General features: G+C 51.4%; 17 protein-coding genes. 9 read left to right on the top strand and 8 right to left on the bottom strand.

What is annotated here, in order from left to right; all coding sequences use genetic code 11:
- Positions 1-24 precede the first annotated feature (24 nt).
- On the bottom strand, positions 25-855 hold the full coding sequence (locus tag AZF00_RS06320; protein ID WP_008247074.1) for a M23 family metallopeptidase: 831 nt from the start codon (positions 853-855) through the stop codon (positions 25-27).
- Between the two features lie 79 nt (positions 856-934).
- Here AZF00_RS06320 and greB point away from each other — a divergent pair, with 79 nt between their 5' ends.
- Both greB and AZF00_RS06310 read left to right on the top strand, forming a co-directional pair.
- Entirely contained in the window at positions 935-1,444 is a 510-nt protein-coding gene (gene greB / locus AZF00_RS06315; protein ID WP_008247073.1) for a transcription elongation factor GreB, read from the top strand.
- An 80-nt stretch (positions 1,445-1,524) separates the two neighbouring features.
- On the top strand, positions 1,525-2,853 hold the full coding sequence (locus tag AZF00_RS06310) for an alpha/beta hydrolase (RefSeq protein ID WP_062383426.1): 1,329 nt from the start codon (positions 1,525-1,527) through the stop codon (positions 2,851-2,853).
- 62 nt (positions 2,854-2,915) lie between these two features.
- Here the strand turns inward: AZF00_RS06310 and AZF00_RS06305 are convergent, their stop codons facing one another.
- The 4 genes from AZF00_RS06305 to AZF00_RS06290 form a co-directional block, all read right to left on the bottom strand.
- Positions 2,916-3,512 carry a DUF1134 domain-containing protein gene (locus AZF00_RS06305; RefSeq protein ID WP_062383424.1) on the bottom strand — a complete coding sequence of 199 codons (597 nt, stop codon included), beginning with the start codon at positions 3,510-3,512 and terminating at the stop codon, positions 2,916-2,918.
- Between the two features lie 66 nt (positions 3,513-3,578).
- Entirely contained in the window at positions 3,579-4,175 is a 597-nt protein-coding gene (locus tag AZF00_RS06300) for an NUDIX domain-containing protein (protein ID WP_062383420.1), read from the bottom strand.
- Positions 4,172-4,753 carry a uracil-DNA glycosylase family protein gene (locus tag AZF00_RS06295; protein ID WP_062383417.1) on the bottom strand — a complete coding sequence of 194 codons (582 nt, stop codon included), beginning with the start codon at positions 4,751-4,753 and terminating at the stop codon, positions 4,172-4,174. The genes AZF00_RS06300 and AZF00_RS06295 overlap by 4 nt, the downstream gene beginning before the upstream one ends.
- A gap of 79 nt (positions 4,754-4,832) precedes the next feature.
- The gene (locus tag AZF00_RS06290; protein WP_156474849.1) at positions 4,833-5,915 is read right to left on the bottom strand and encodes a peptidoglycan-binding domain-containing protein; all 1,083 of its coding nucleotides are present in this window, start codon (positions 5,913-5,915) and stop codon (positions 4,833-4,835) included.
- A 378-nt stretch (positions 5,916-6,293) separates the two neighbouring features.
- On the opposite strand from AZF00_RS06290, the gene gcvP reads away from it, so the two are divergent.
- The 3 genes from gcvP to AZF00_RS06270 all read left to right on the top strand — a co-directional run bounded on the left by gcvP (position 6,294) and on the right by AZF00_RS06270 (position 13,702).
- On the top strand, positions 6,294-9,167 hold the full coding sequence (gcvP, locus tag AZF00_RS06280; RefSeq protein WP_062383408.1) for an aminomethyl-transferring glycine dehydrogenase: 2,874 nt from the start codon (positions 6,294-6,296) through the stop codon (positions 9,165-9,167).
- Positions 9,168-9,409: 242 nt separating this feature from the next.
- Positions 9,410-12,322 carry a hypothetical protein gene (locus tag AZF00_RS06275; RefSeq protein ID WP_008247063.1) on the top strand — a complete coding sequence of 971 codons (2,913 nt, stop codon included), beginning with the start codon at positions 9,410-9,412 and terminating at the stop codon, positions 12,320-12,322.
- A gap of 66 nt (positions 12,323-12,388) precedes the next feature.
- Positions 12,389-13,702, top strand: coding sequence for an OmpA family protein (locus tag AZF00_RS06270; protein ID WP_008247062.1), 1,314 nt, complete (start codon positions 12,389-12,391; stop codon positions 13,700-13,702).
- Between the two features lie 163 nt (positions 13,703-13,865).
- Here AZF00_RS06270 and dinB read toward each other — a convergent pair whose 3' ends face one another.
- Positions 13,866-15,017 (bottom strand): DNA polymerase IV, encoded by a 1,152-nt coding sequence (gene dinB / locus AZF00_RS06265; RefSeq protein ID WP_008247056.1) that lies wholly within the window; start codon positions 15,015-15,017, stop codon positions 13,866-13,868.
- Positions 15,018-15,085: 68 nt separating this feature from the next.
- Between dinB and AZF00_RS06260 the strand changes: the two genes are divergently transcribed.
- Complete coding sequence (locus tag AZF00_RS06260) at positions 15,086-15,487, top strand: hypothetical protein (protein ID WP_008247053.1); 402 nt, start codon at positions 15,086-15,088, stop codon at positions 15,485-15,487.
- A gap of 8 nt (positions 15,488-15,495) precedes the next feature.
- Here the strand turns inward: AZF00_RS06260 and AZF00_RS06255 are convergent, their stop codons facing one another.
- Positions 15,496-15,786, bottom strand: coding sequence for a DUF1244 domain-containing protein (locus AZF00_RS06255; protein WP_008247052.1), 291 nt, complete (start codon positions 15,784-15,786; stop codon positions 15,496-15,498).
- 112 nt (positions 15,787-15,898) lie between these two features.
- Between AZF00_RS06255 and AZF00_RS19320 the strand changes: the two genes are divergently transcribed.
- Positions 15,899-16,471: a hypothetical protein gene (locus tag AZF00_RS19320; RefSeq protein ID WP_008247051.1), complete on the top strand. Its 573-nt coding sequence runs from the start codon at positions 15,899-15,901 to the stop codon at positions 16,469-16,471.
- A gap of 62 nt (positions 16,472-16,533) precedes the next feature.
- On the opposite strand, the gene AZF00_RS06245 is transcribed toward AZF00_RS19320, so the two are convergent.
- Positions 16,534-17,322: an SDR family NAD(P)-dependent oxidoreductase gene (locus tag AZF00_RS06245; protein WP_008247050.1), complete on the bottom strand. Its 789-nt coding sequence runs from the start codon at positions 17,320-17,322 to the stop codon at positions 16,534-16,536.
- Between the two features lie 158 nt (positions 17,323-17,480).
- On the opposite strand from AZF00_RS06245, the gene AZF00_RS06240 reads away from it, so the two are divergent.
- Both AZF00_RS06240 and AZF00_RS06235 read left to right on the top strand, forming a co-directional pair.
- The gene (locus AZF00_RS06240) at positions 17,481-18,134 is read left to right on the top strand and encodes a TetR/AcrR family transcriptional regulator (protein ID WP_008247049.1); all 654 of its coding nucleotides are present in this window, start codon (positions 17,481-17,483) and stop codon (positions 18,132-18,134) included.
- A 14-nt stretch (positions 18,135-18,148) separates the two neighbouring features.
- Entirely contained in the window at positions 18,149-19,513 is a 1,365-nt protein-coding gene (locus AZF00_RS06235) for a cytochrome P450 (protein ID WP_008247047.1), read from the top strand.
- Positions 19,514-19,566: the final 53 nt, after the last annotated feature.

Here is a 19,566-nt window from a genome sequence, read left to right as displayed (position 1 = left end):
TTTGCCCACTACCGGCGCTGTTTGCTATTTAGCTGCGGGCATCGGCCCCATAAGCAGCGCAGGGTCTAAGCGCTGCCCAGCCCAGTTCATTCGCCAATCGAGATGGGGGCCAGTGGCTCGACCGGTGGCACCAACTTCGGCAATAGCATCGCCCTGCTTCACGTGCTGCCCGACCTCAACCAACACCTTGCTTAAGTGGATAAAGGTCGATGAAACCCCCATACCATGATCGATAATCAAGGTGCCGCCCGAATAAAACATATCGGGATGAGCCAAGGTGACCACGCCATCAATAGGCGCAGAGACCGTGCTACCCGTGGGCGCGGCAATGTCCAAGCCATAGTGCGGGCGACCGGGGCTGCCATTATAGACACGCTGGGAGCCGAATACACCCGTGATGGGGCCAAGCACTGGCCATTTAAAGGTTTGAGTGAAATCTTGGCGGGCAAAATCCTGCTGCCTAGCCCTAACAACCAAGGCGGTTTCTTTACGAATACGTTCAAGCACGGATGCTGGCGGCGTGACCGTTTCTTGAGGCACCCCCGTTATACGCTGGATATCGTATTGGCGCTGAGTAATATTCAAGGCCTGCTTTTCGCACACGGCCTCAGCACGGCAAACCTCCAAATAAGACACGGGCTTAGCGTCGCGATCAAAACCAAAGACAAAAATACCGTTGTCTGCAATTTTCAAGGATTTACCGTCAAGCTTTACTGAACTGCCCTCTGGCAACTCGCCCCACACCAAGCCGCCCTGGCTTAATTGGCCGTGCAGCGCCACATCTGCTTGGCTACTGAGACTTATCGCCCCCATCATCGCTAGGGCAAATTGCACCACCGCCACACATTTATTCATTACTCGCTATCCTCTGTCAGTGTTCGCTGCGCTACCATAGCGCGTTATTATTCGCTAAAACAGCAGGCAAGCACCCCATATGTCACGTTACCGCCCTCCTCGCGCCAAAGGCTCGTGCTACATCACCCCAGAAGGCGAACGCCGCCTGCGCGAAGAAGTCCGTCAATTGTGGAAAGTTGAACGCCCCCAAGTTACCGCCAGCGTCCATGAGGCTGCCAAAAACGGTGACCGCTCCGAGAACGGCGACTATATTTACGGCAAACGACGCCTGCGGGAGATTGATAGCCGAGTCCGCTTTTTAAGCAAGCGCCTAGAAGAGCTAACCGTCGTCGCTGAAATACCCAGCAATCAAGATAAAGTGTATTTTGGCGCTTGGGTAAGCCTAGAGGACGAGGACGGCAAGGAATTTGAATACCGCATTGTTGGCCCCGATGAATTTGACCTAAGCCAAAACACCTTATCTATGGATTCGCCCCTCGCCAAAGCCATGTTAGGAAAATCACGGGACGACGAAGTAAAAGTAGTCACACCAAAAGGCGAAACCCTGTACTACATCATCGCCATTCGGTATCAAATTAGCCGTGTTTAAGCGGGCTTATTTTGCCTCGCGCTAGAGATCATCATACGCATAGCCTATGATGGCGACGACTTTCACGGAGACCTTTAATCATGTTTTTACTATCCTTAATATGGGCTTGGACGGCATGGAATATCTACCGCCCCTACCGACGCAGCCCTGAGCTATTGGGCGTAATCAGCTTTATTTTTGGTGTTATCGTTGGCGAGTTCGGCCTTCACGTCATTGCCGTAGAAGTCGCATTAACCGTGCTTATTATATTATTTGGCGAACTCAGCGGCCTCGGTGATGCCGTCGGACTAATCATTGCACTCGGCAGCTGGCTGGCGATTGGCGTATTCTATTTCCGTGCCCAGCGCGCCGAACCCATCATGGCGCAAGCCGTGCGAGATGCCCTTGGCCTAAACCCTGACCAGCCGCTGAACACCTCAGATTCACTGCAAATCAACCCCGACTTCAAGCGCTTACTCAAACCTTTCGCCTACCGTTTACCCGGCGTAACGCGACACAAAAACATTGAATACTGCACGGTAAATGGTCGCTCGCTAAAACTCGACATTTACCATCGCGACGACCTACCAGAGAATGCCCCCGTGCTCTACCAAATGCATGGTGGCGCCTGGTTAGAAAACTGCGGCAGCAAAAATGAGCAGGCCCTGCCCCTAATGAACCAATTGGCCGCCAATGGCTGGGTATGCGTTGCAATTGAATACCGCCTCAGTCCTGGATCAACGTTTCCAGAACATATTATTGACTGCAAGCGCGGACTTAGCTGGGTAAAAGATCATATTGCCGACTACGGCGGCAACCCAGATTTCGTCATTGCCACTGGCGGCTCTGCTGGCGGCCACCTGTCTACCTTGCTCGCACTCAGCGCCAATGCCCCCGAGTTTCAGCCCGGTTTTGAAGACGCCAATACCGAGGTACAAGGCTGCGTACCTTTCTATGGTGTATACGACTTTTTAAATAGCCAAAACCAGCGCAGTGCCGGTGAATCCTTAAGCCAATGGATTTCAGCCAAAGTGTTAAAACAAACTCGCGCGGAAAAGCCGGAACTCTGGCGTCAGGCTTCCCCGTTATATTGGGTACACAAAGACGCGCCGCCCTTTTTAATCATTCACGGCGAGGCCGACACGCTCGTACCGGTCGCGGAATCTCAAGAACTCTATAAAGCCTTGCAGGCGGTCTCGGAGCAGCCTGTTGCCTATGCAGAATTACCCGACGCCCAGCACGCCTTTGAAATTGGTATTTCGCTGCGCACGCAAATTGTTGTTAATCAATTGTGCGTGTATTTAGACGAGCTTTATCGCCGCCATCTGCAGGCGTTATCAGGGCAGGCAACTGCGGATGTCACTGACGTTGATACAGCCATAATTGATGACGCCACTGAACGCAACACAGACGTAGAAGCCCAGACCTAAAAACCCTGTCGTAGATTAAAAACCGAAGGCGCCTAAATTCTCAGTGCCTTCGGTTCACCGCCTTAAAACGGCAACCACGACTTTTTACGGGTGTAATGCACATAGCCCACACTGGCACCGGCACGCAAACCAACGCCGGTCCTGATCGGCGCCAAAATCATCTCGCCACTCTGCTGGTAGTTGACGCCCACCCCCGCTACCACATAAAAGCTGCCGTCCACACCGGGGAAGCGCTGCATAAGATCCTCTGTCGATTCCAAATGGTAAACAAGGGTAAAGACCTTGGCCGCATTAGCCCCCATATCAAAGCCCAGCGATGGCCCCTGCCAAAAAATTGGTTCTGGCGCACGGCCCGCCAATTCGACCTCACCCTGACCATAGCGAACGCCAATACCGATGGCCGCCGACACCTCTTCACCATAAATAACCGCATTGGGACTACCCTGTTCGGCAAACAGCTTTTCTATGGCTTTGGCCAAGCCCGCAGTAGTTTCGCCAAAAAAGCCATCGGCCTTGGCCAAAACCTGCTCCTTAGTGAAACCAACGCTCGCGCTAGCATCCGCAGACGCAGCCAATGCAGCCGGCGCGCTAAGCAGTAGTGCGAGACCAGCACCGAGAAAAAACCGGTAGGCATTACTCAATAAATGATTATTCTTCATTGCAAACTCCCTTGTTTAACATTCCCGGTTTGTCGATTCACCTGCCAACGCGTTCACGGCTGGGAACTAGGAGACAGCTGGCATCGACGCAAAAAAATCCTTGGTAACACCGTTAAATTGACTGAGTAATATATGTGTTTTTAGCAGTGCAGCAACACTAATAGCATCTGTTATACGCCCATCTAAGGCCATTGCAACAGCCTCAGTTAGCGGTAGCCGCGCCACTTGAATATCTTCTGTCTCCTCTAGGTATTGCTCACCCTGGCTCAAGCCCGTCGCAATAAAAACCTCAGCGCATTCGTCAGTAACCGAGTTTGAGGTGTGCAAATTTTGCAGCGCAAACCACTGCCCCGCCGACAGACCGGTTTCTTCCAGCAGTTCGCGACGCGCCGCGTCAAGGGGGTTACTGGCCAATGGGCAACCGCCCTCAGGAATTTCCCAACTGTCTTGGGCTAGCGGGTAGCGGTATTGTTTCACTAAATAGGTATAGCCCTCGTCATCAATAGCCACAATGCCAACGGCAATATTTTTAAAACAAATCTTGCCGTAAATTCCATCTGTATTGGCCGGTGTTTTCACCTCGTGATGTTCGAGCCGCAACCAGGGGTTCTCATAAACTTGATGACAACTAAGCTGCTGCCAAGGACCCAAAACTTTACTCATTTTTTCTCCAAAATACGGTGTACTCGCGCCCGCAATCGCGGCACAACTTCGCTATCAAACCATGGATTGCGCTTTAACCACAGCTGATTGCGCGGCGAGGGGTGGGGCAAGGGGAAAAAACGATGGCTTGACGGATGTTGAGCGACCCGCTCAGTCAATGTAGAGAAGTTATCACGCAAATAATAGGCTTGAGCATATTGGCCAATAAGCAGCACCAGCTCCACCTTTGGCATATGGGCCAATAGACGCTCATGCCATAGTGGCGCGCACTCTTTGCGCGGTGCTAAATCACCCGACTTAGCTTTGCCCGGATAACAAAACCCCATGGGCATAATGGCAAGACGCGGATCGGCATAAAATTGCTCGCGATCCATGCCCAGCCATTGCCGCAGACGGTCGCCAGAGGGGTCATTCCAAGGAATGCCAGTTTTGTGCACCCGAGTGCCTGGTGCTTGGCCAATAATCAGAATTTTTGCGGCGGTATCGGCTACAACCACGGGCCGAGGACCGAGTGGCAAATACTCAGCGCAGGCCGTACATGCGCGAATATCGGCGAGCAAATCACATAGAGATTCCATGCCCCATTGTGCGCCGCATAAAATCAACTGGGCAAGTATCACCGGCCAATTTTATTCGGCGGTGCATTTTAATAATGCTCTACTGGGCCGCCAACAATGATATTCCTAGGGCATCGATCACTTCTACCGATAAACGACCGGTCGCTAAACCCTGGGACTTTTGGTAATCATGAATTGCTGCCAAAGTATATTTACCCAACACCCCGTCGAGTCCACCCGTGTCGTAACCCTTGGCGCGCAGCGCACGCTGAAGGCTATAGACCAAATCTTTGCTCACCTCGCGCTCACAGGGAATCATCCGCCAATCCAAGCGCGCATCAGCGATTTTCTCGCGATAACTAAAGCTTTTATAGATTGGCGCAATGGGGTGGCGCACTTCTTTTTCTGGCGCTATTTCACGCTGCACGGTAACCGTCTTGTACTTTGCAGGCACCACTTCTTCAATGGTGTGCTCCGGAACATCAACGACTCGCTTGCGTAAAGTCTCATACACCGGCGGCGTTACTTCCTTGCGATACTCAGCTGGCGCAACTAAAACCTGCTTACTTATTTTCTTGTATGTTGCCGGAATTCGCCGCTGATGAACTATTTCACCGGTCTCTTCGTCAATTTTTTCAAGCTCGCCCCGGCCTCGCTGCCAAACCAACTCCTCAGGAGAGACGATCACATCTTCCATTACGGTTTTGTATTCCGCCGCCTTAACCAGCACTTGCTCACTCCGCGCCGGCAACACCTCAGTGTGTTCTTCTAGCCATTTGTACGTTGCTGGCACTACGGTTAAACGCACATGCTCTTCGCTGACTAAGACCTGCTCATTAAACATGGCATACGTCGCCGGCACGGTCTCAAGGCGTTCACTGGCCTCCTTCACTACCCGCTGCTCAACGCGACTCACATAAGCAGGTGGCAACAGCATACGAGCATAGCAGCGCCCCGTTTCCGCATTTGGTGGAATGGCAGGTAACTCATCGCCACTACTCACGGTACGAGCCTTCATTTTTTCAATCTCGATCATTGCGTCCGCTAGCGCTGACTCTAGCGAGGAAATCCGGCCTTCTTCGGGGCTGTATTCTGGCGGCACTTGGCCACCCACAGGGACAGCTATCGGCATGCAGGCACTGAGCAGCATCGCCACTCCCAATACGCTGAGCCTTGTCTTCAAGCCACGCCTTCCTTCAACGCCCACTACCACTGCACCGCCCTCGCACCAAACATTAATAAGCAACTATCTTATAACGCCTGCACTCAGGGATTCGAGGCTATCATCACGCCAAAACACGGTAAATTGCGCCAAATAAAGCGCCTGCGACACACCCCTGCCAGATGATGTAACTAAAATTGCGAACTCACTTAATTTGCATCTCGCCAATGGATAAAAACCAAACAGTCGATTCCCTGAAAAAATGCCGTAATTAGCGCAATGAATAAGCGACATTCCTCGCGCATAAAGCCTGCCGAACAGGGAAAATTGCCAAGGAAACCGACGCCCCTTTATGGTTTAATGGCCGCCGCAAATTAGACGACGCAGGCAGCCCTTCGCATGACCCACAATCTTACCGCCCTCTCCCAAAGCAATGACTTCCTGAGACGTCATATTGGTCCAGACGACGAGCAAACCAACGCCATGCTAAGCGCCCTTGGCGTGAGTTCACTCGATGAGCTAATTCAACAAACCGTTCCCGCTGCCATCCTGCGCGGCGACATGCCGCTACCTGCACCACAAAGTGAAACCGCAACCCTTAATCGTCTGCGCGAGATCGCCAGCAAAAACCAAATTGCCCGATCTTTTATTGGTATGGGTTATTACGACACCATCACCCCGCCGGTCATTCTGCGCAATGTCTTAGAAAATCCAGGCTGGTATACCGCGTACACGCCCTACCAGCCCGAGATTGCACAAGGTCGCCTTGAAGCATTACTGAATTTCCAGCAAATGATTATCGACCTTACCGGCCTCGAATTGGCTAATGCCTCGCTATTGGACGAAGCCACCGCCGCCGCCGAAGCCATGGCAATGAGCAAACGCGCCGTGCGCAAGAACAAGAGCAATGTGTTTTTTGTAGATCGCAGCTGCCATCCTCAAACCCTCGCCGTACTGCAAACCCGCGCCCTGCCACTGGGTTTAGAAATACATATTGGCGATGCTGAAAGTGAGCTAGCCAGCACCCCCTGCTTTGGCGTGTTAATTCAAAACCCCGCCAGCAATGGCGAGATCCGCGACTTACGCCCTATTACCGCGGCAGCCAAAGCCCAAGACGCATTAACAGTCGTCGCCACCGACATTATGAGCCTGCTATTGGTCACACCACCCGGCGAGCAAGGCGCCGATATTGTCGTCGGTAACACCCAGCGCTTTGGTGTACCCATGGGCTTTGGCGGCCCCCATGCTGCGTTCTTTGCCACCAGCGACAGCTATAAGCGCTCTATTCCGGGTCGCATCATTGGCGTTTCGGTAGACAGCCGTGGCAACCAAGCCCTGCGCATGGCCATGCAAACCCGGGAACAACATATTCGTCGTGAAAAAGCGACATCCAATATTTGTACATCCCAAGCCCTACTCGCGATCATGGCGGTGTTCTACGCTATTTATCACGGCCCCGACGGCCTTAAAACCATCGCGCTGCGCATCAACCGCATGACCGGTATTTTTGCCGAGGGCCTCAAGCAATTAGACTTTACCAGTAACACCAACTTCTTCGACACCCTCACCGTGCAGTGCGGTGACCAAGCTGGCGAGTTAGCGAACAAGGCTGAAAGCGCACTGCTTAATTTGCGCCGCGGCGCCACCGAGCTCGGCATTAGCTTTGACGAGACCACCACCGCTGCCGACATTGAAAAGCTGTGGGCGGTCTTCGCCGGCGACAAAACCCTGCCCTCGGTAGCTGCAATCGACGAGAGCCTCCAAGATTTACCGGGCATCCCCAGCGAGCTCCAGCGCCACAGCAGCTATTTAACGCATCCGGTGTTTAATCAGTTCCACTCTGAAACCGAAATGCTGCGTTACATGAACCGCCTTGAGCGCAAAGACATCGCCCTCAATCATTCCATGATTGCACTGGGCTCGTGCACCATGAAGCTCAATGCCACCACCGAAATGCTGCCTATAACTTGGCCGGAGTTCGGCCGCATCCACCCCTTTGCACCCAGCAGCCATGTGGCTGGGTATTTACAATTGGTCGACGAACTCGAGCAGCAGCTGATTGCCTGCACCGGCTACGACAAATTCTCAATGCAGCCCAATGCTGGCTCGCAAGGTGAGTACGCCGGCCTACTCGCCATTAAGCGCTACCACGAAAGCCGTGGCGACGTTAACCGCGATATCTGCTTAATTCCCAGTTCAGCCCACGGCACCAATCCAGCCTCCGCAGCTATGGCAGGTATGCGCGTGGTCATTGTTGGCTGCGATGCCTTAGGCAACGTCGATATCGCAGATCTGCGCGCCAAAGCCGAACGCCACAGCGAACAACTGTCGGCACTAATGGTGACCTACCCCTCAACTCACGGGGTATTTGAAGAAGGTATTCGCGAAATTTGCGACATCACCCATCAGCACGGCGGCCAAGTGTATGTCGACGGCGCCAATATGAACGCCCTTGTCGGCCTGGCTGCGCCCGGCGAGTTTGGCGCCGATGTTTCGCACCTAAACCTGCACAAAACGTTCTGCATTCCCCACGGCGGCGGCGGTCCTGGCATGGGGCCCATTGGCGTTAAAGCTCATCTTGCGCCATTCCTGCCAAGCCACCCGGTATTGCCGGTAGAAGGCATCGCGACCACAAACGACACAGTTTCTGCCGCCACCTATGGCAGCGCAGGCATACTACCCATATCATGGACATACATTGCCTTAATGGGCGCCGAGGGTCTAAAGAAAGCAACGCAAGTGGCAATAATGAGCGCCAACTACGTAGCCGCTCGCCTCAATGATCACTACCCAGTGCTGTACACCGGCCGCAATGGCCGCGTCGCCCACGAATGTATTATTGACCTGCGACCCTTAAAGGAAAGCACCGGCATTAGTGAAGAAGACATTGCCAAGCGTTTAATGGACTACGGCTTCCACGCGCCGACCATGTCCTTCCCAGTACCAGGCACTTTGATGATTGAGCCAACCGAAAGCGAATCCAAGCGCGAGCTAGATCGCTTCTGCGACGCCATGATTCATATTCGCCGGGAAGTAGGCCGCATTGAAAGCGGGCAACTCCCCGCCGACAACAATCCGCTGGTCAATGCTCCTCACACCTTAGCGGATATCATTTCCGCAGATTGGGATCGCCCCTACTCAAGAGAAGAGGCTGGATTCCCCGTCGCGAGCTTACGCGACAATAAGTACTGGCCGACCGTAAACCGCATCGACAATGTGTTCGGTGATCGCAATTTAATCTGTTCCTGCCCACCAATTGAAAGCTATCTTTAGCTTAAAATCCCTCCGCCAAGGGAGGGGTTTTAAGCCCTCTTTATTAAAACTCCCCTTTGCATCGCACTGGATCACTTGATTTACGACTGATTCACAGAAATTTTCACATTTTTAGCGCTAACATCAAAACCTAGCTGCGCATAGTGTTGTTTTTAATAACCACATCCGTGAAACTACGTGCATCTAAAACTTTAATGTTTAACTCGATTGTGTTTCGGCAGTTTTCTCCTGGAGGGGAACAAATGAAAACGAAAATTCTTAGTATATCGTTAGCTATCGCAGCGAGCGTGCTCGTTGCTTGCGGTGGCGGTAGTGATGCCCGCAGCCCAGACCGTGCCAACCCAAAGCTCGACCCTACCTCTTTGCGCATAGACTTCCCTCTCGGAACAAAGCTGGCCGGTTTAGGTACGAGTAAAGTTGAAGATGGTATTCTTGCGCGCATGGTCGCCCTGCAAGCAGATGGCGTTAACAAAAATCTAGGCCCCCAACTAAATGTCACCGGAGAAACAACTTGGTCTATCAGCGGCCCTGTCGGCGATCCAGCGATTGCCGACCTAGCTGCCGCCGTTCGCCAGGCGACTAGCTTTGGTAAAGTAAAAGACATCATCAGCACCGCTTTCCTCGCTGAGCCTCAAGGCCCCATTACACTTACCTTAAATGGTAGCTACACTTTTGAAGGCACTGCCTATGTCGTTTCTGAAGAGTTCACGGTTGTTCCACCCAAACGTGTACCGCCGCCGTTTATTACTGGCCCAGAAATTATCGCAATCGATCCGCTGGATGCAGACGCGACCGCCACTGCTTCTTATCAGTTAGTACAAGCCCTGCGAGGTCTGACCCAGCGTGAAAACCGCACTGCAGAAGCTCAGTTTTGTGCCAATAAAGGCTTTTTTAAGTTTGCGGAATATGCAGGCGGCCAAACCGCGGCAACTGCAACCATCACCAACCCCTTTGATAGCAGCAATAGTCAAGAAGCCATTACCGTTATTATCAGCACCATCGCCCCAAGTTCCGACTGCACACTACTCTATGATGACGACACGGCCAACGACCCAGCGACTTTTGCTGTTAAAACCATCATCATTCAGCCCGCAGCGGTTAAATCTGTGGATGTATGCGTCGTAGTTAACCCTGCAGGCCAAACTTGTAATGGTAACGGCGACTTAGACCAAACCGTTACCCCACTAACAAGCTGCAAAGGCTTAGATAATGGCACCGCCATTACAGAAGCAACGGTACCTGCTGGCGAAACACTGCAAATGGTTGCCAAACTGCACTACGAAAACCCCGCGAATGCTGACCAAGTATTTGATCGCTATCAGTGCCGCGGCGCCGGTGTTTTAAGCTGGTCAGGTACGCCCACCGATATTTACAGCACAAACTTAAGCACAACTGACGGCACAGCGACCTTAATTGGCCAAGCTGATTACAACGCCATTCGCAACAATACTTCTAAAAACAATAGTTTGGTTACCGCCAGCTACAAAAACAGCCTCACCAGTAGCATCACCGGCAACTTAAAACTGAACCTTACCGATGCAGATGTTGACTCCGTCACCATCAGGCCCATCAATAAGGACGGCTCCTTCGCTGCGGTGAACTCAGACAAAATATACAACATCAACTACAGCATTCTTCAGGAAGACCAAGACTTCGTTGCAATCTGTAACTATTCTGGCCTTGAAGCACGTTGCGGCGACAGCACCGTTAAGTGGACTGTTAGCGCACCAGCTATCCTGAAGGTAAACCCAGAACAAGACCCAATGACCACCGCGAGCCCAACCACGCCAGCTAACCCAACCTTTGGCAGCTCTGCTTTAATCGCAACCTACAAAGGCTCATTGACCGACTCCGTTACTGTCAATGTTATCGATGACCGCTTAGTTGCACTATACCTGTTGCAGCAACAAGACGACCCATCACAGGCGCCAATTGTTGATGAATTCTCCTGCCTTGGCAGCGGCAACTACAGCATCAACGCCAGCCGAGAAAACGGGTTTGACTTTAGTACAATACCTGGGAGCCGTAAGTTCTACGCCCACGCTCTCCTGAAAAGCGCAGTAGATGCTGGCGCCGACCCTGCAACTGTTGATCCTGCCGACCTTAGTATTCTTAAGGACGTGTCAGAGCTCGAGGCCGTTATCTATACGGCTGATGTTGGCTATTACGACAGCGCCAATAAAACCTGTGTTGTCGCACCTATTACCGAAAGCATTGCCCTGCCAGAAGACAGCATTCCAACAGACACCCCACTGGATGCTGCGCTAGTACCTCTTGCTGACGCCCTCGGCTCAGGAGTACCAGCAGAAATCCTTGATGCCCTGCCACTACCATTAACCAGTGCTGGCAAACCTGCTGAGTTTAGCGCTACCGAAAAAGGCTTATTAGTTACCCAAGGTGATGCGCGTCTAGCAACAATGTGTATTCGCGTGTTTGTCGACGCCGACAAAAACCTGATATACACCGCCGCTAAACCCGCCGAAGGTAGCAACCCTGCAGTAGAAGCAGATCCGCTGTCTGAAAACGGCGCCAGCGTACTGATTCAGCCTGCTGGTACTATTGCCCTGCAAGATCAGGCCGGCTCTATCTGCCAAATTTTGGATCCACTGTTGTCGGCTAATGACGATCTGTCTAACCAGTTGTTACTACCTGCCCTGTTTAACCTTGGCTACTACGGCGACCCAGCGATTTCTCAGCTACCGGTTGGCGACGCACTGAACCAGATCCCCGTTGATGCATTGCTTGATGCAATCCTAACCAGCGACTTCAGTGACATTCCCGGTATAGATCAGCTACCAGTGCCTATTCCAAGCGATTTGGATGGTGTTCAGGCAATTCTGGGCGATTTAATCACCGCACTGAGCGATGCTGGTGGAGAAGGTTTGCCTACAGATGACGTAATTGCCGCAATTACCAGCTTGGTGGGTATGATTCCCGGCGCAGAAGAGATTAATCCTGAGGACTTAACTAGCGCACTTGAAGGCCTAAATCCGGAAGAATTGGCTGCAACCTTAGCCGGCGCTTTAGCGACTGTTGCAGAGCAAACAGGTCTCCCCATAGATCAAGTTCCCGATCTTTCAGCGCTTAACGGTCTACTTGATACGTTAGGTTTGGGCGACATCTTATCCGGCCTCGGCCTCGACCTCCCTCTCTAAAAACAATAGAAAAAACGCGACCAACTGGTCGCGTTTTTACAACACAAAGCTATGGAGAAATTATCAATGAGTAAACTGCGTAATATAACGCTTGCTCTTGCTGTTGGGTGCAGTGCATTTTCTGCCTATGCAGCCGATGACAAAGAAGCAGTAATTGATAGCCGCTGGCGTGTTCATGGCATGATTGGCTCGACCTTTGCCGATAAAGACGATTACGACTCAGGTAACGAAGGTAAAATTGGTATTGGTAAGCCGATAAGCGCCTATGTCATGGTTGATACCCACCTTAACTACGGTGAGTTAAAAAACACCAACAACGACACCTACAGCCGCTTTGCCGGTGGTTTAGATTTTCTGTACTTCCCCCTTGGTGCGTTTATGCTGAACGCAGATGCACTGCAGCCCTATCTGGGCGTAGGCGTCACTTACCATGAAATTGATTACGAAACGCCTACCGTCACGTCAAATCAAACTGATTACGGCAGTGATGCGATCGCCGGCTTTATGTATGAGCTAGATAAAGTCTCCCTTCGCGGTGAGATTCGCTACCAAATTGACAGTATTCAGCGAGATCTGCCCTTATTCCCTGACGATGATAATTTCTACACCTACGCAGCCCTAATCGGTATTTCGGTACCCTTTGGCGAGAAACCGCGCCCGTATAATTTCGACTCCGACGGTGACGGCGTACCCGACCGCATCGACAAATGCCCCAATACTCCGCGCGGCACCCCAGTTGACGCTACGGGTTGCCCGCTGGATAGCGACGGCGATGGCATTCCTAACTTCCGCGACCAATGCCCTAACACGCCGCCTGGCGCTCGGGTTAATGTAAACGGCTGCTCTATTGATGACGACGGCGACGGCGTACCAAATGACATTGATCAGTGCCCAGGCACTCCACGCGGCGTTCCAGTCAATGCTCAAGGCTGCCCACTGGATAGCGACGGCGACGGCGTACCAAACAAGATTGACCAGTGCCCAGGTACTCTGCCAGGCCTTAAAGTCAATTCACGTGGCTGTGTGATATCTCAGACTGTTGCCTTAAGCGGCGTGCATTTTGAGTTTAACAAGTCGCGTCTGATGCTAGATTCACAGACCGTACTTGATAAAGTTGCAGAATCACTGGCCAATGAGCCTGACGTAAACATCATCATCATGGGTCACACCGACTCGGTTGGTAGCGATGCATACAACCTGAAGCTGTCTCAGTCACGCGCTGAATCAGTGGTGCGCTACTTAACACGTAAAGGCATTAGCGAGTCACGTCAAAAAGCCAAAGGCTACGGCGAAAGTAGGCCGGTTGCCGACAACAGTACTGACGAAGGTCGTGAACGCAATCGTCGTGTTGAGCTGCAGGTTATTAGCCCGAATAAATAAGGCTTACTAAACTGACAAAGGGAGTACGGGAAACCGTGCTCCCTTTTTTTATTGTCTTAGCGAAACGCTTAATGAGGGACGGCGAACGCAAACACACCTACTAATAAGAGTCATTGCTTACGAACGCAAGCATCTGAGGAACATGGTATTTTGTAGGGTAAGCCTAGATGCCCGGATCAAACAAATCTAATTGATACTCAGCACGCCGCTCAGCCACTGCCCCACTTTGTTTATTGCCAAACCGAACCCCCACCCCGACTAAACGCAGGGAAGACTCCATTCTTAGCCAAGCTTCTTTGAGAAGAGTCTCAAACAGGTCTAATTCAAGAAAGCCATCGCAACGCCGCTCGATGGTGGTCTGCCTAAAGTCAGATGCCTTTAATTTCACAAACACGCCAGTAAAGGTTTCGCCATTGTGCTTATTCAAGCGTCGTTTTAGCTCATCGAGTAAAGCGGGCAACGCCGCAAGCGCTAGCTCCACCCCCTCAATATCTTCCGCGTAGGTGTTTTCGACACTAAGGGATTTGCGCTGGCGGTGGGTTTTGACATCGCGCTGATCAATTCCGCGGGCGTAATCATAAAGCTGCTGACCAAACTTACCAAAGTGACGCTGCAGCTCATCCATACTGCGCTGCCTCAGGTCCGCGCAGGTGTATATATCCAAGGCAGCCATCCGCGCTGCCATTACCTTGCCGACGCCATGAATTTTGCTCACTGGCAGGCTTAAGACAAAGTCGTCGACCTGGGCTGGCGTAATCACAGTAAGGCCATCGGGCTTATTCCAGTCACTGGCCACCTTCGCCAAAAATTTATTCGGGGCCACGCCCGCAGAAATGGTAATACCAAGTTCAGAACTCACCTGTTGCCGTATAGCTTGCGCAATTCGCGTCGCACTACCTTGAAATGCCGTGCTACCACTTACATCTAAGTAGGCTTCATCCAAAGACAGAGGCTCTATTATTTCAGAAAACTGGGCAAATATGCTGCGAATTTGCAGTGCAACTTCGCGGTATTTATCCATATTCGGCGCGACTATCACTAAATCTGGGCAACGCCGCAATGCGGTGGCCGTCGCCATCGCTGAATGAACACCAAAGGCCCGCGCCTCATAATTGCAGGTCGCAATGACGCCGCGCCGTGCGGCGTCACCACCAACCGCTAGCGGGCGCCCACGCAAAGCAGGATTGTCACGCGTCTCTACCGACGCGTAAAAACAATCACAATCGCAATGTATTATTTTGCGCAAACGCTGATTCTCACCGCAAGCCACCAACAACTGGATAAATAGCCAGTAAAATAGCAAATCGCTAGGCACAAGTCACCCGTGATTGTGCGTTATACTAGGGCCTTAGCCCCATAATCGGTAAGTAGGTATAAGTTAACATGGCGATTGGCAGCTGGACCCCAGAAAAAGAGAAAGTCACCCTCAGTATTGACACGCAGTGGCTGCAGCAATGCATTGCTCTGAGCCGCAGTGATAAGCTCGAATTACTCCCCGCCCCTTTTAGCGAAGAAGAGCAGCAGAAATACGCGGTCTTTATGCGCGTTGCGCCGGAGCAATGGCAAGCCGCCGTCGCCAACTTCAGTAACGACGAGCTTGTCGATTTAATACGCTTTTTTACCCGCGCCGAAAAACTCATCAGCGGCTGGGATGCGGGCAAAGAGTCACCCGCCATTTGGATAAATAAAGCCCTGCGCAAGCGCGGTGAAAAACTATCCCGCGACATGCTACTGTGGATTCGCGCAAATACAGACAATCGCTTTATCCCAAACGGAGGACTTTAAAGCGAGCTTTAGTCGCTTTTTTTAGCAAAGCCAGCCAATTGTTCAGGGCTGGCTTCAGCCTGAAACTCAGCTTTCCACTGCGCGTAAGGCATGCCGTACACCCGCTCTCGCGCCGCCTCATAATCGACACTTTCGCCCTCTTGTTCCGCAGCGGCAACATACCACTTAGACAAACAGTTACGACAGAAGCCAGCTAAATTCATTAAATCGATATTTTGCACATCTTTGCGACTGTCGAGATGGGCTAATAAGCGCCTGAATGCAGCCGCTTCAATAGCATCAGATTTCATTTTATCCATTTTTTTCACCTAGCATTTCAAGATTCACTGTCCATTATCGCAAAGTTTGCTATGTTAGTGCTGTTACAGATTTTTATTTAACAAGAAAAATCGACCCCAGAGGCTCACTGACATGGCAAATAAGAAAATGGACCCCGTTGCATTAATCCGTAAAGAGATCGAATCTTTAGAGCACAAAGTTGAACAACTGCGCGATCGCTTAATGGCTGATGCCCACAAGGCAATGGACAAAGCGAAAGTGCAAGCTGAGCGAGCACGTAAAAAGCTAAAGGAAGAGCAGACTAAGCTCGGCGAGCTTCAGAAAAAGGCAAAAGCCAGCATGGACGCCAAAGTCCACAAGCAGTTAGACCGTGCTCATGGCGCAGTAGATGCGGCAAAAGAATTAGAACTAGATGCCAAAGCCTTAATGATTATGGCCAAAGACCAACTTACTGAGCTAAAGGGTGATTATCAGCGCGCTAAGGCACTGGCTAAAGCGGCCCAAGATGCCGCCAAGAATTTTGACAAAACAGCTAAGCCAGCCGCCAAAAAAGCACCAGCCAAAAAGACGGCGGTAAAGAAAGCCCCAGCCAAAAAGGCGCCAGCGAAAGCCACCGCAGCAAAAAAAGCACCGGCCAAAAAAGCGGCAGCGAAAAAGGCCCCGGCTAAAGCTAAAGCGGCAAGCAAAACCCCACCAGCCAGCTAATTCCATTTAGCTGAAGTACTGGGCTGACTATTTAGCCCAGTACTTTATAAGCAACGCCACAATTAATGCGGCAAATACTCTCCGCCATTTACATCTAAAGCAGCGCCGGTTATCGCGCAGGCATAATCACAGCCAAGAAAGATTGCCGCCTTGGCACAATCAGCATCGTCAGGAATATCACCCAGCGGAATATTCTTTGCCACCGCCGCGCGCTGATCTGCCACGCTCGGGCCGCCAGCGTCGGCATTCATTTGCAAATAGCCTTCAACCGAAGGGCCCCACATCCACCCCATATAAGCTGAGTTAACGCGGATATTGTACTGTCCCAGCTCCAGCGCCAAATGTGAGGTCGCGCTGGCCAAGGCGGCCTTCGATGCACCGTAGCCACCTTGGGTCTGCAACGGTTTACGGGTAACCATGGTATTGATCATGACAATCGCCCCACCACCTTGAGCTTTCATGTGCGGCACAACCTCTAGGGTCAAAGCCATAGTGCCGAACAAGTTTACGTCCATGGCCGCACGCCAGCTATCGAGATTGGCTACTTCTATCGGTTCAAAGCTACCGGGGTTATAGGCGCTATTAAACAGCACATCAATACGTCCAAATCGCGCAATGGTTTGCGCAACCAGCGCCTTACACTGCTCGCGGTCACTGATATCCGTCGCCACCTTCAAAATCGGTGTATCCAAGCCCAAGGCGAGGATTTCTCGCTCGGCCTCATCGAGTTTTGCAGGGGTACGGGCACACATTGCTACCGCGGCACCCTGCCTAGCCGCTTCTACAGCAAGCTCCTGCCCTAAACCCGGGCCAATGCCCGACACAATCACTACCTTGCCCTGTAAAAGCATATATTCGTCCTGTTATTGGTTTTTATGACAATCGTAGTTCAGCTTAGCGGAGCACCGAAAAGCGCACATCATCCATACAGAGGGGATTGGCACCGCTCTATTGACAATGGAGCGGGCTGAGGCCAATATTAAACACCTGTTTAATATTGGCCTTAACGATGAACACAGCAACGCCAACACGACGACGCGGACGGCCACGTAACGACGAAGCTGCAAGCCCTTCTATTGATCATTTACTGGAGGCGTCCGCCGCCATTTTCGCTCGCGACGGCTACGACGGCGTATCGCTGCGTAAATTGCAAAGCGAGCTCAAGGTTAGCTACACCTTTTTCCACCACTATTTCGACTCTAAAGAAGCGCTGTGGAAAGCGGTGGTCGACAAGCTAGCAGGTGCAACTACCGCCAAAGTGGTCAATGCTTTAAACCACATTGATGACAATCACACAGAGCTGGACGCTCTCAAAGCGGCCATTGCGGTCTATATTCGCAGCGCCTTTGAACATCCCGCGATTTACCTGATTTACCAGCAAGAATCCCAATGCCAAGGCCCGCGCTTGGATTATATTTATCAGTCCTATTTTGAATCGCCCTGGCAATACATTCGCGAACTCGTTAACAAAGTGAATCAACATGGCGAGCTAAAACCAATACCGATTGAAACCTTGTTTTTTGTCGTGCAATCGGCAACCGCACCGGTAGTGCAATACCCCTTTTTTCAAAAGCTCACGGGCAGCCCCCAGTTAAGTCCGAAACAAATTGAAAATCATATTCAACAATCTATCGACCTACTGTTTAACGGCTGGCATCTTTAAATAAGGAAATAAGCATGAAAACGTCTACTGATTATCTGGAACTGCCACGTAAAGCTAACCGCCACGTCGACCATATTCCCGGCGACAACGGCGCGCTGCCCATCCTTGGTGACACCGTTGAATTTTTAAAGGACTACCACGGTTTAATTAACCGCAAATATAAGCTTTATGGCCCGATATATCGTAATAATGCGCTCTTGCAGCGCAATATCGCCCTGCTTGGGCCAGAGGCCAATGAGCTAGTACTTAAAGACAGCGACAAGATCTTTTCCAGTAAAAAAGCCTGGGACCCCATCCTCGACAAGCTCTTCCCCAACGGCCTTATGCTGCGTGATTTCGACGTACATCGCTTCCACAGAAAAGTGTTGCAGGCAGCCTTTAAAAAGGAATCTTTGCAAGCCTATTTAGAAACCATGAACCCGAGAATGCGCCAAGGCGTCATCGACTTTCCAAAAGACAGCGAATTTGGTTTTAAAGACAGCATAAAAAGCTTGCTACTCAATGTGGCCGCGCAAGTCTTTATGGGCGTGGAAATGGGCAAAGAGGCAGACAAAATCAATAAGGGATTCCTCCACGCCATGGAAGCGTCAATGGCGGTAGTAAAGCTGCCGATACCCGGCACAACCTGGTACAAGGGAATCAAAGGCCGACAAGCCCTAGAGGAGTTTATTCAAAAGCACATCACCGCCAAACGCGCCACGGAAAGCGGCGACTTTTTCTCGCAGTTTTGCCATGCCAAAGACGAAGACGGCAACGAACTCAGCGACGAAGCCGTGCGCGACCATATTATTTTCTTACTGTTTGCCGCCCACGACACTACCACTAGCACACTGTGCTCTATCATTTACGCAATCGCCAAAAACCCCGAATGGCAAGACATACTGCACAACGAATATCAGCAAATCACCGGTGATGATTTGCAGTACGACGACTTACCTAAGCTGGAAAAAACGGGCTTGGTAATGAAAGAGGCCCTGCGGATGTACCCCCCCGTCCCCGTAATCCCCCGTCGCACCATTAAAGAAACCGAAATTATGGGCTACCGTATTCCGGCCAATACCGGCGTCGGCGTATCCCCCCTGTTCACCCATTACATGGAAGAATGGTGGACTGAACCACAAAAATTTGACCCCGAACGTTTCTCCCCAGAACGCGCCGAGCATAAAAGGCACTTCTACCAGTGGATTCCCTTTGGTGGCGGTCACCACAAATGCATTGGTCTCAATTTTGCTGAAATGCAGGTAAAGCTTTTTCTGTTCCACTTGCTTCGCAACCACACCATTAGCGTAAAGCCTGGCTATAAAATGCAATTTAATGTTGTACCAATCGTATTCCCAACGGACGGACTGCCAATACAGATCAATAAACGCAAAGCATAAATTCAAACAGACGATAGCGTGACGATAAGTCACCGAGTATATAATTGTGCTGG

Source organism: Zhongshania aliphaticivorans, from assembly GCF_001586255.1.
Taxonomy (GTDB): domain Bacteria; phylum Pseudomonadota; class Gammaproteobacteria; order Pseudomonadales; family Spongiibacteraceae; genus Spongiibacter; species Spongiibacter aliphaticivorans.
This window is presented reverse-complemented; position numbering and strand designations above follow the sequence as displayed.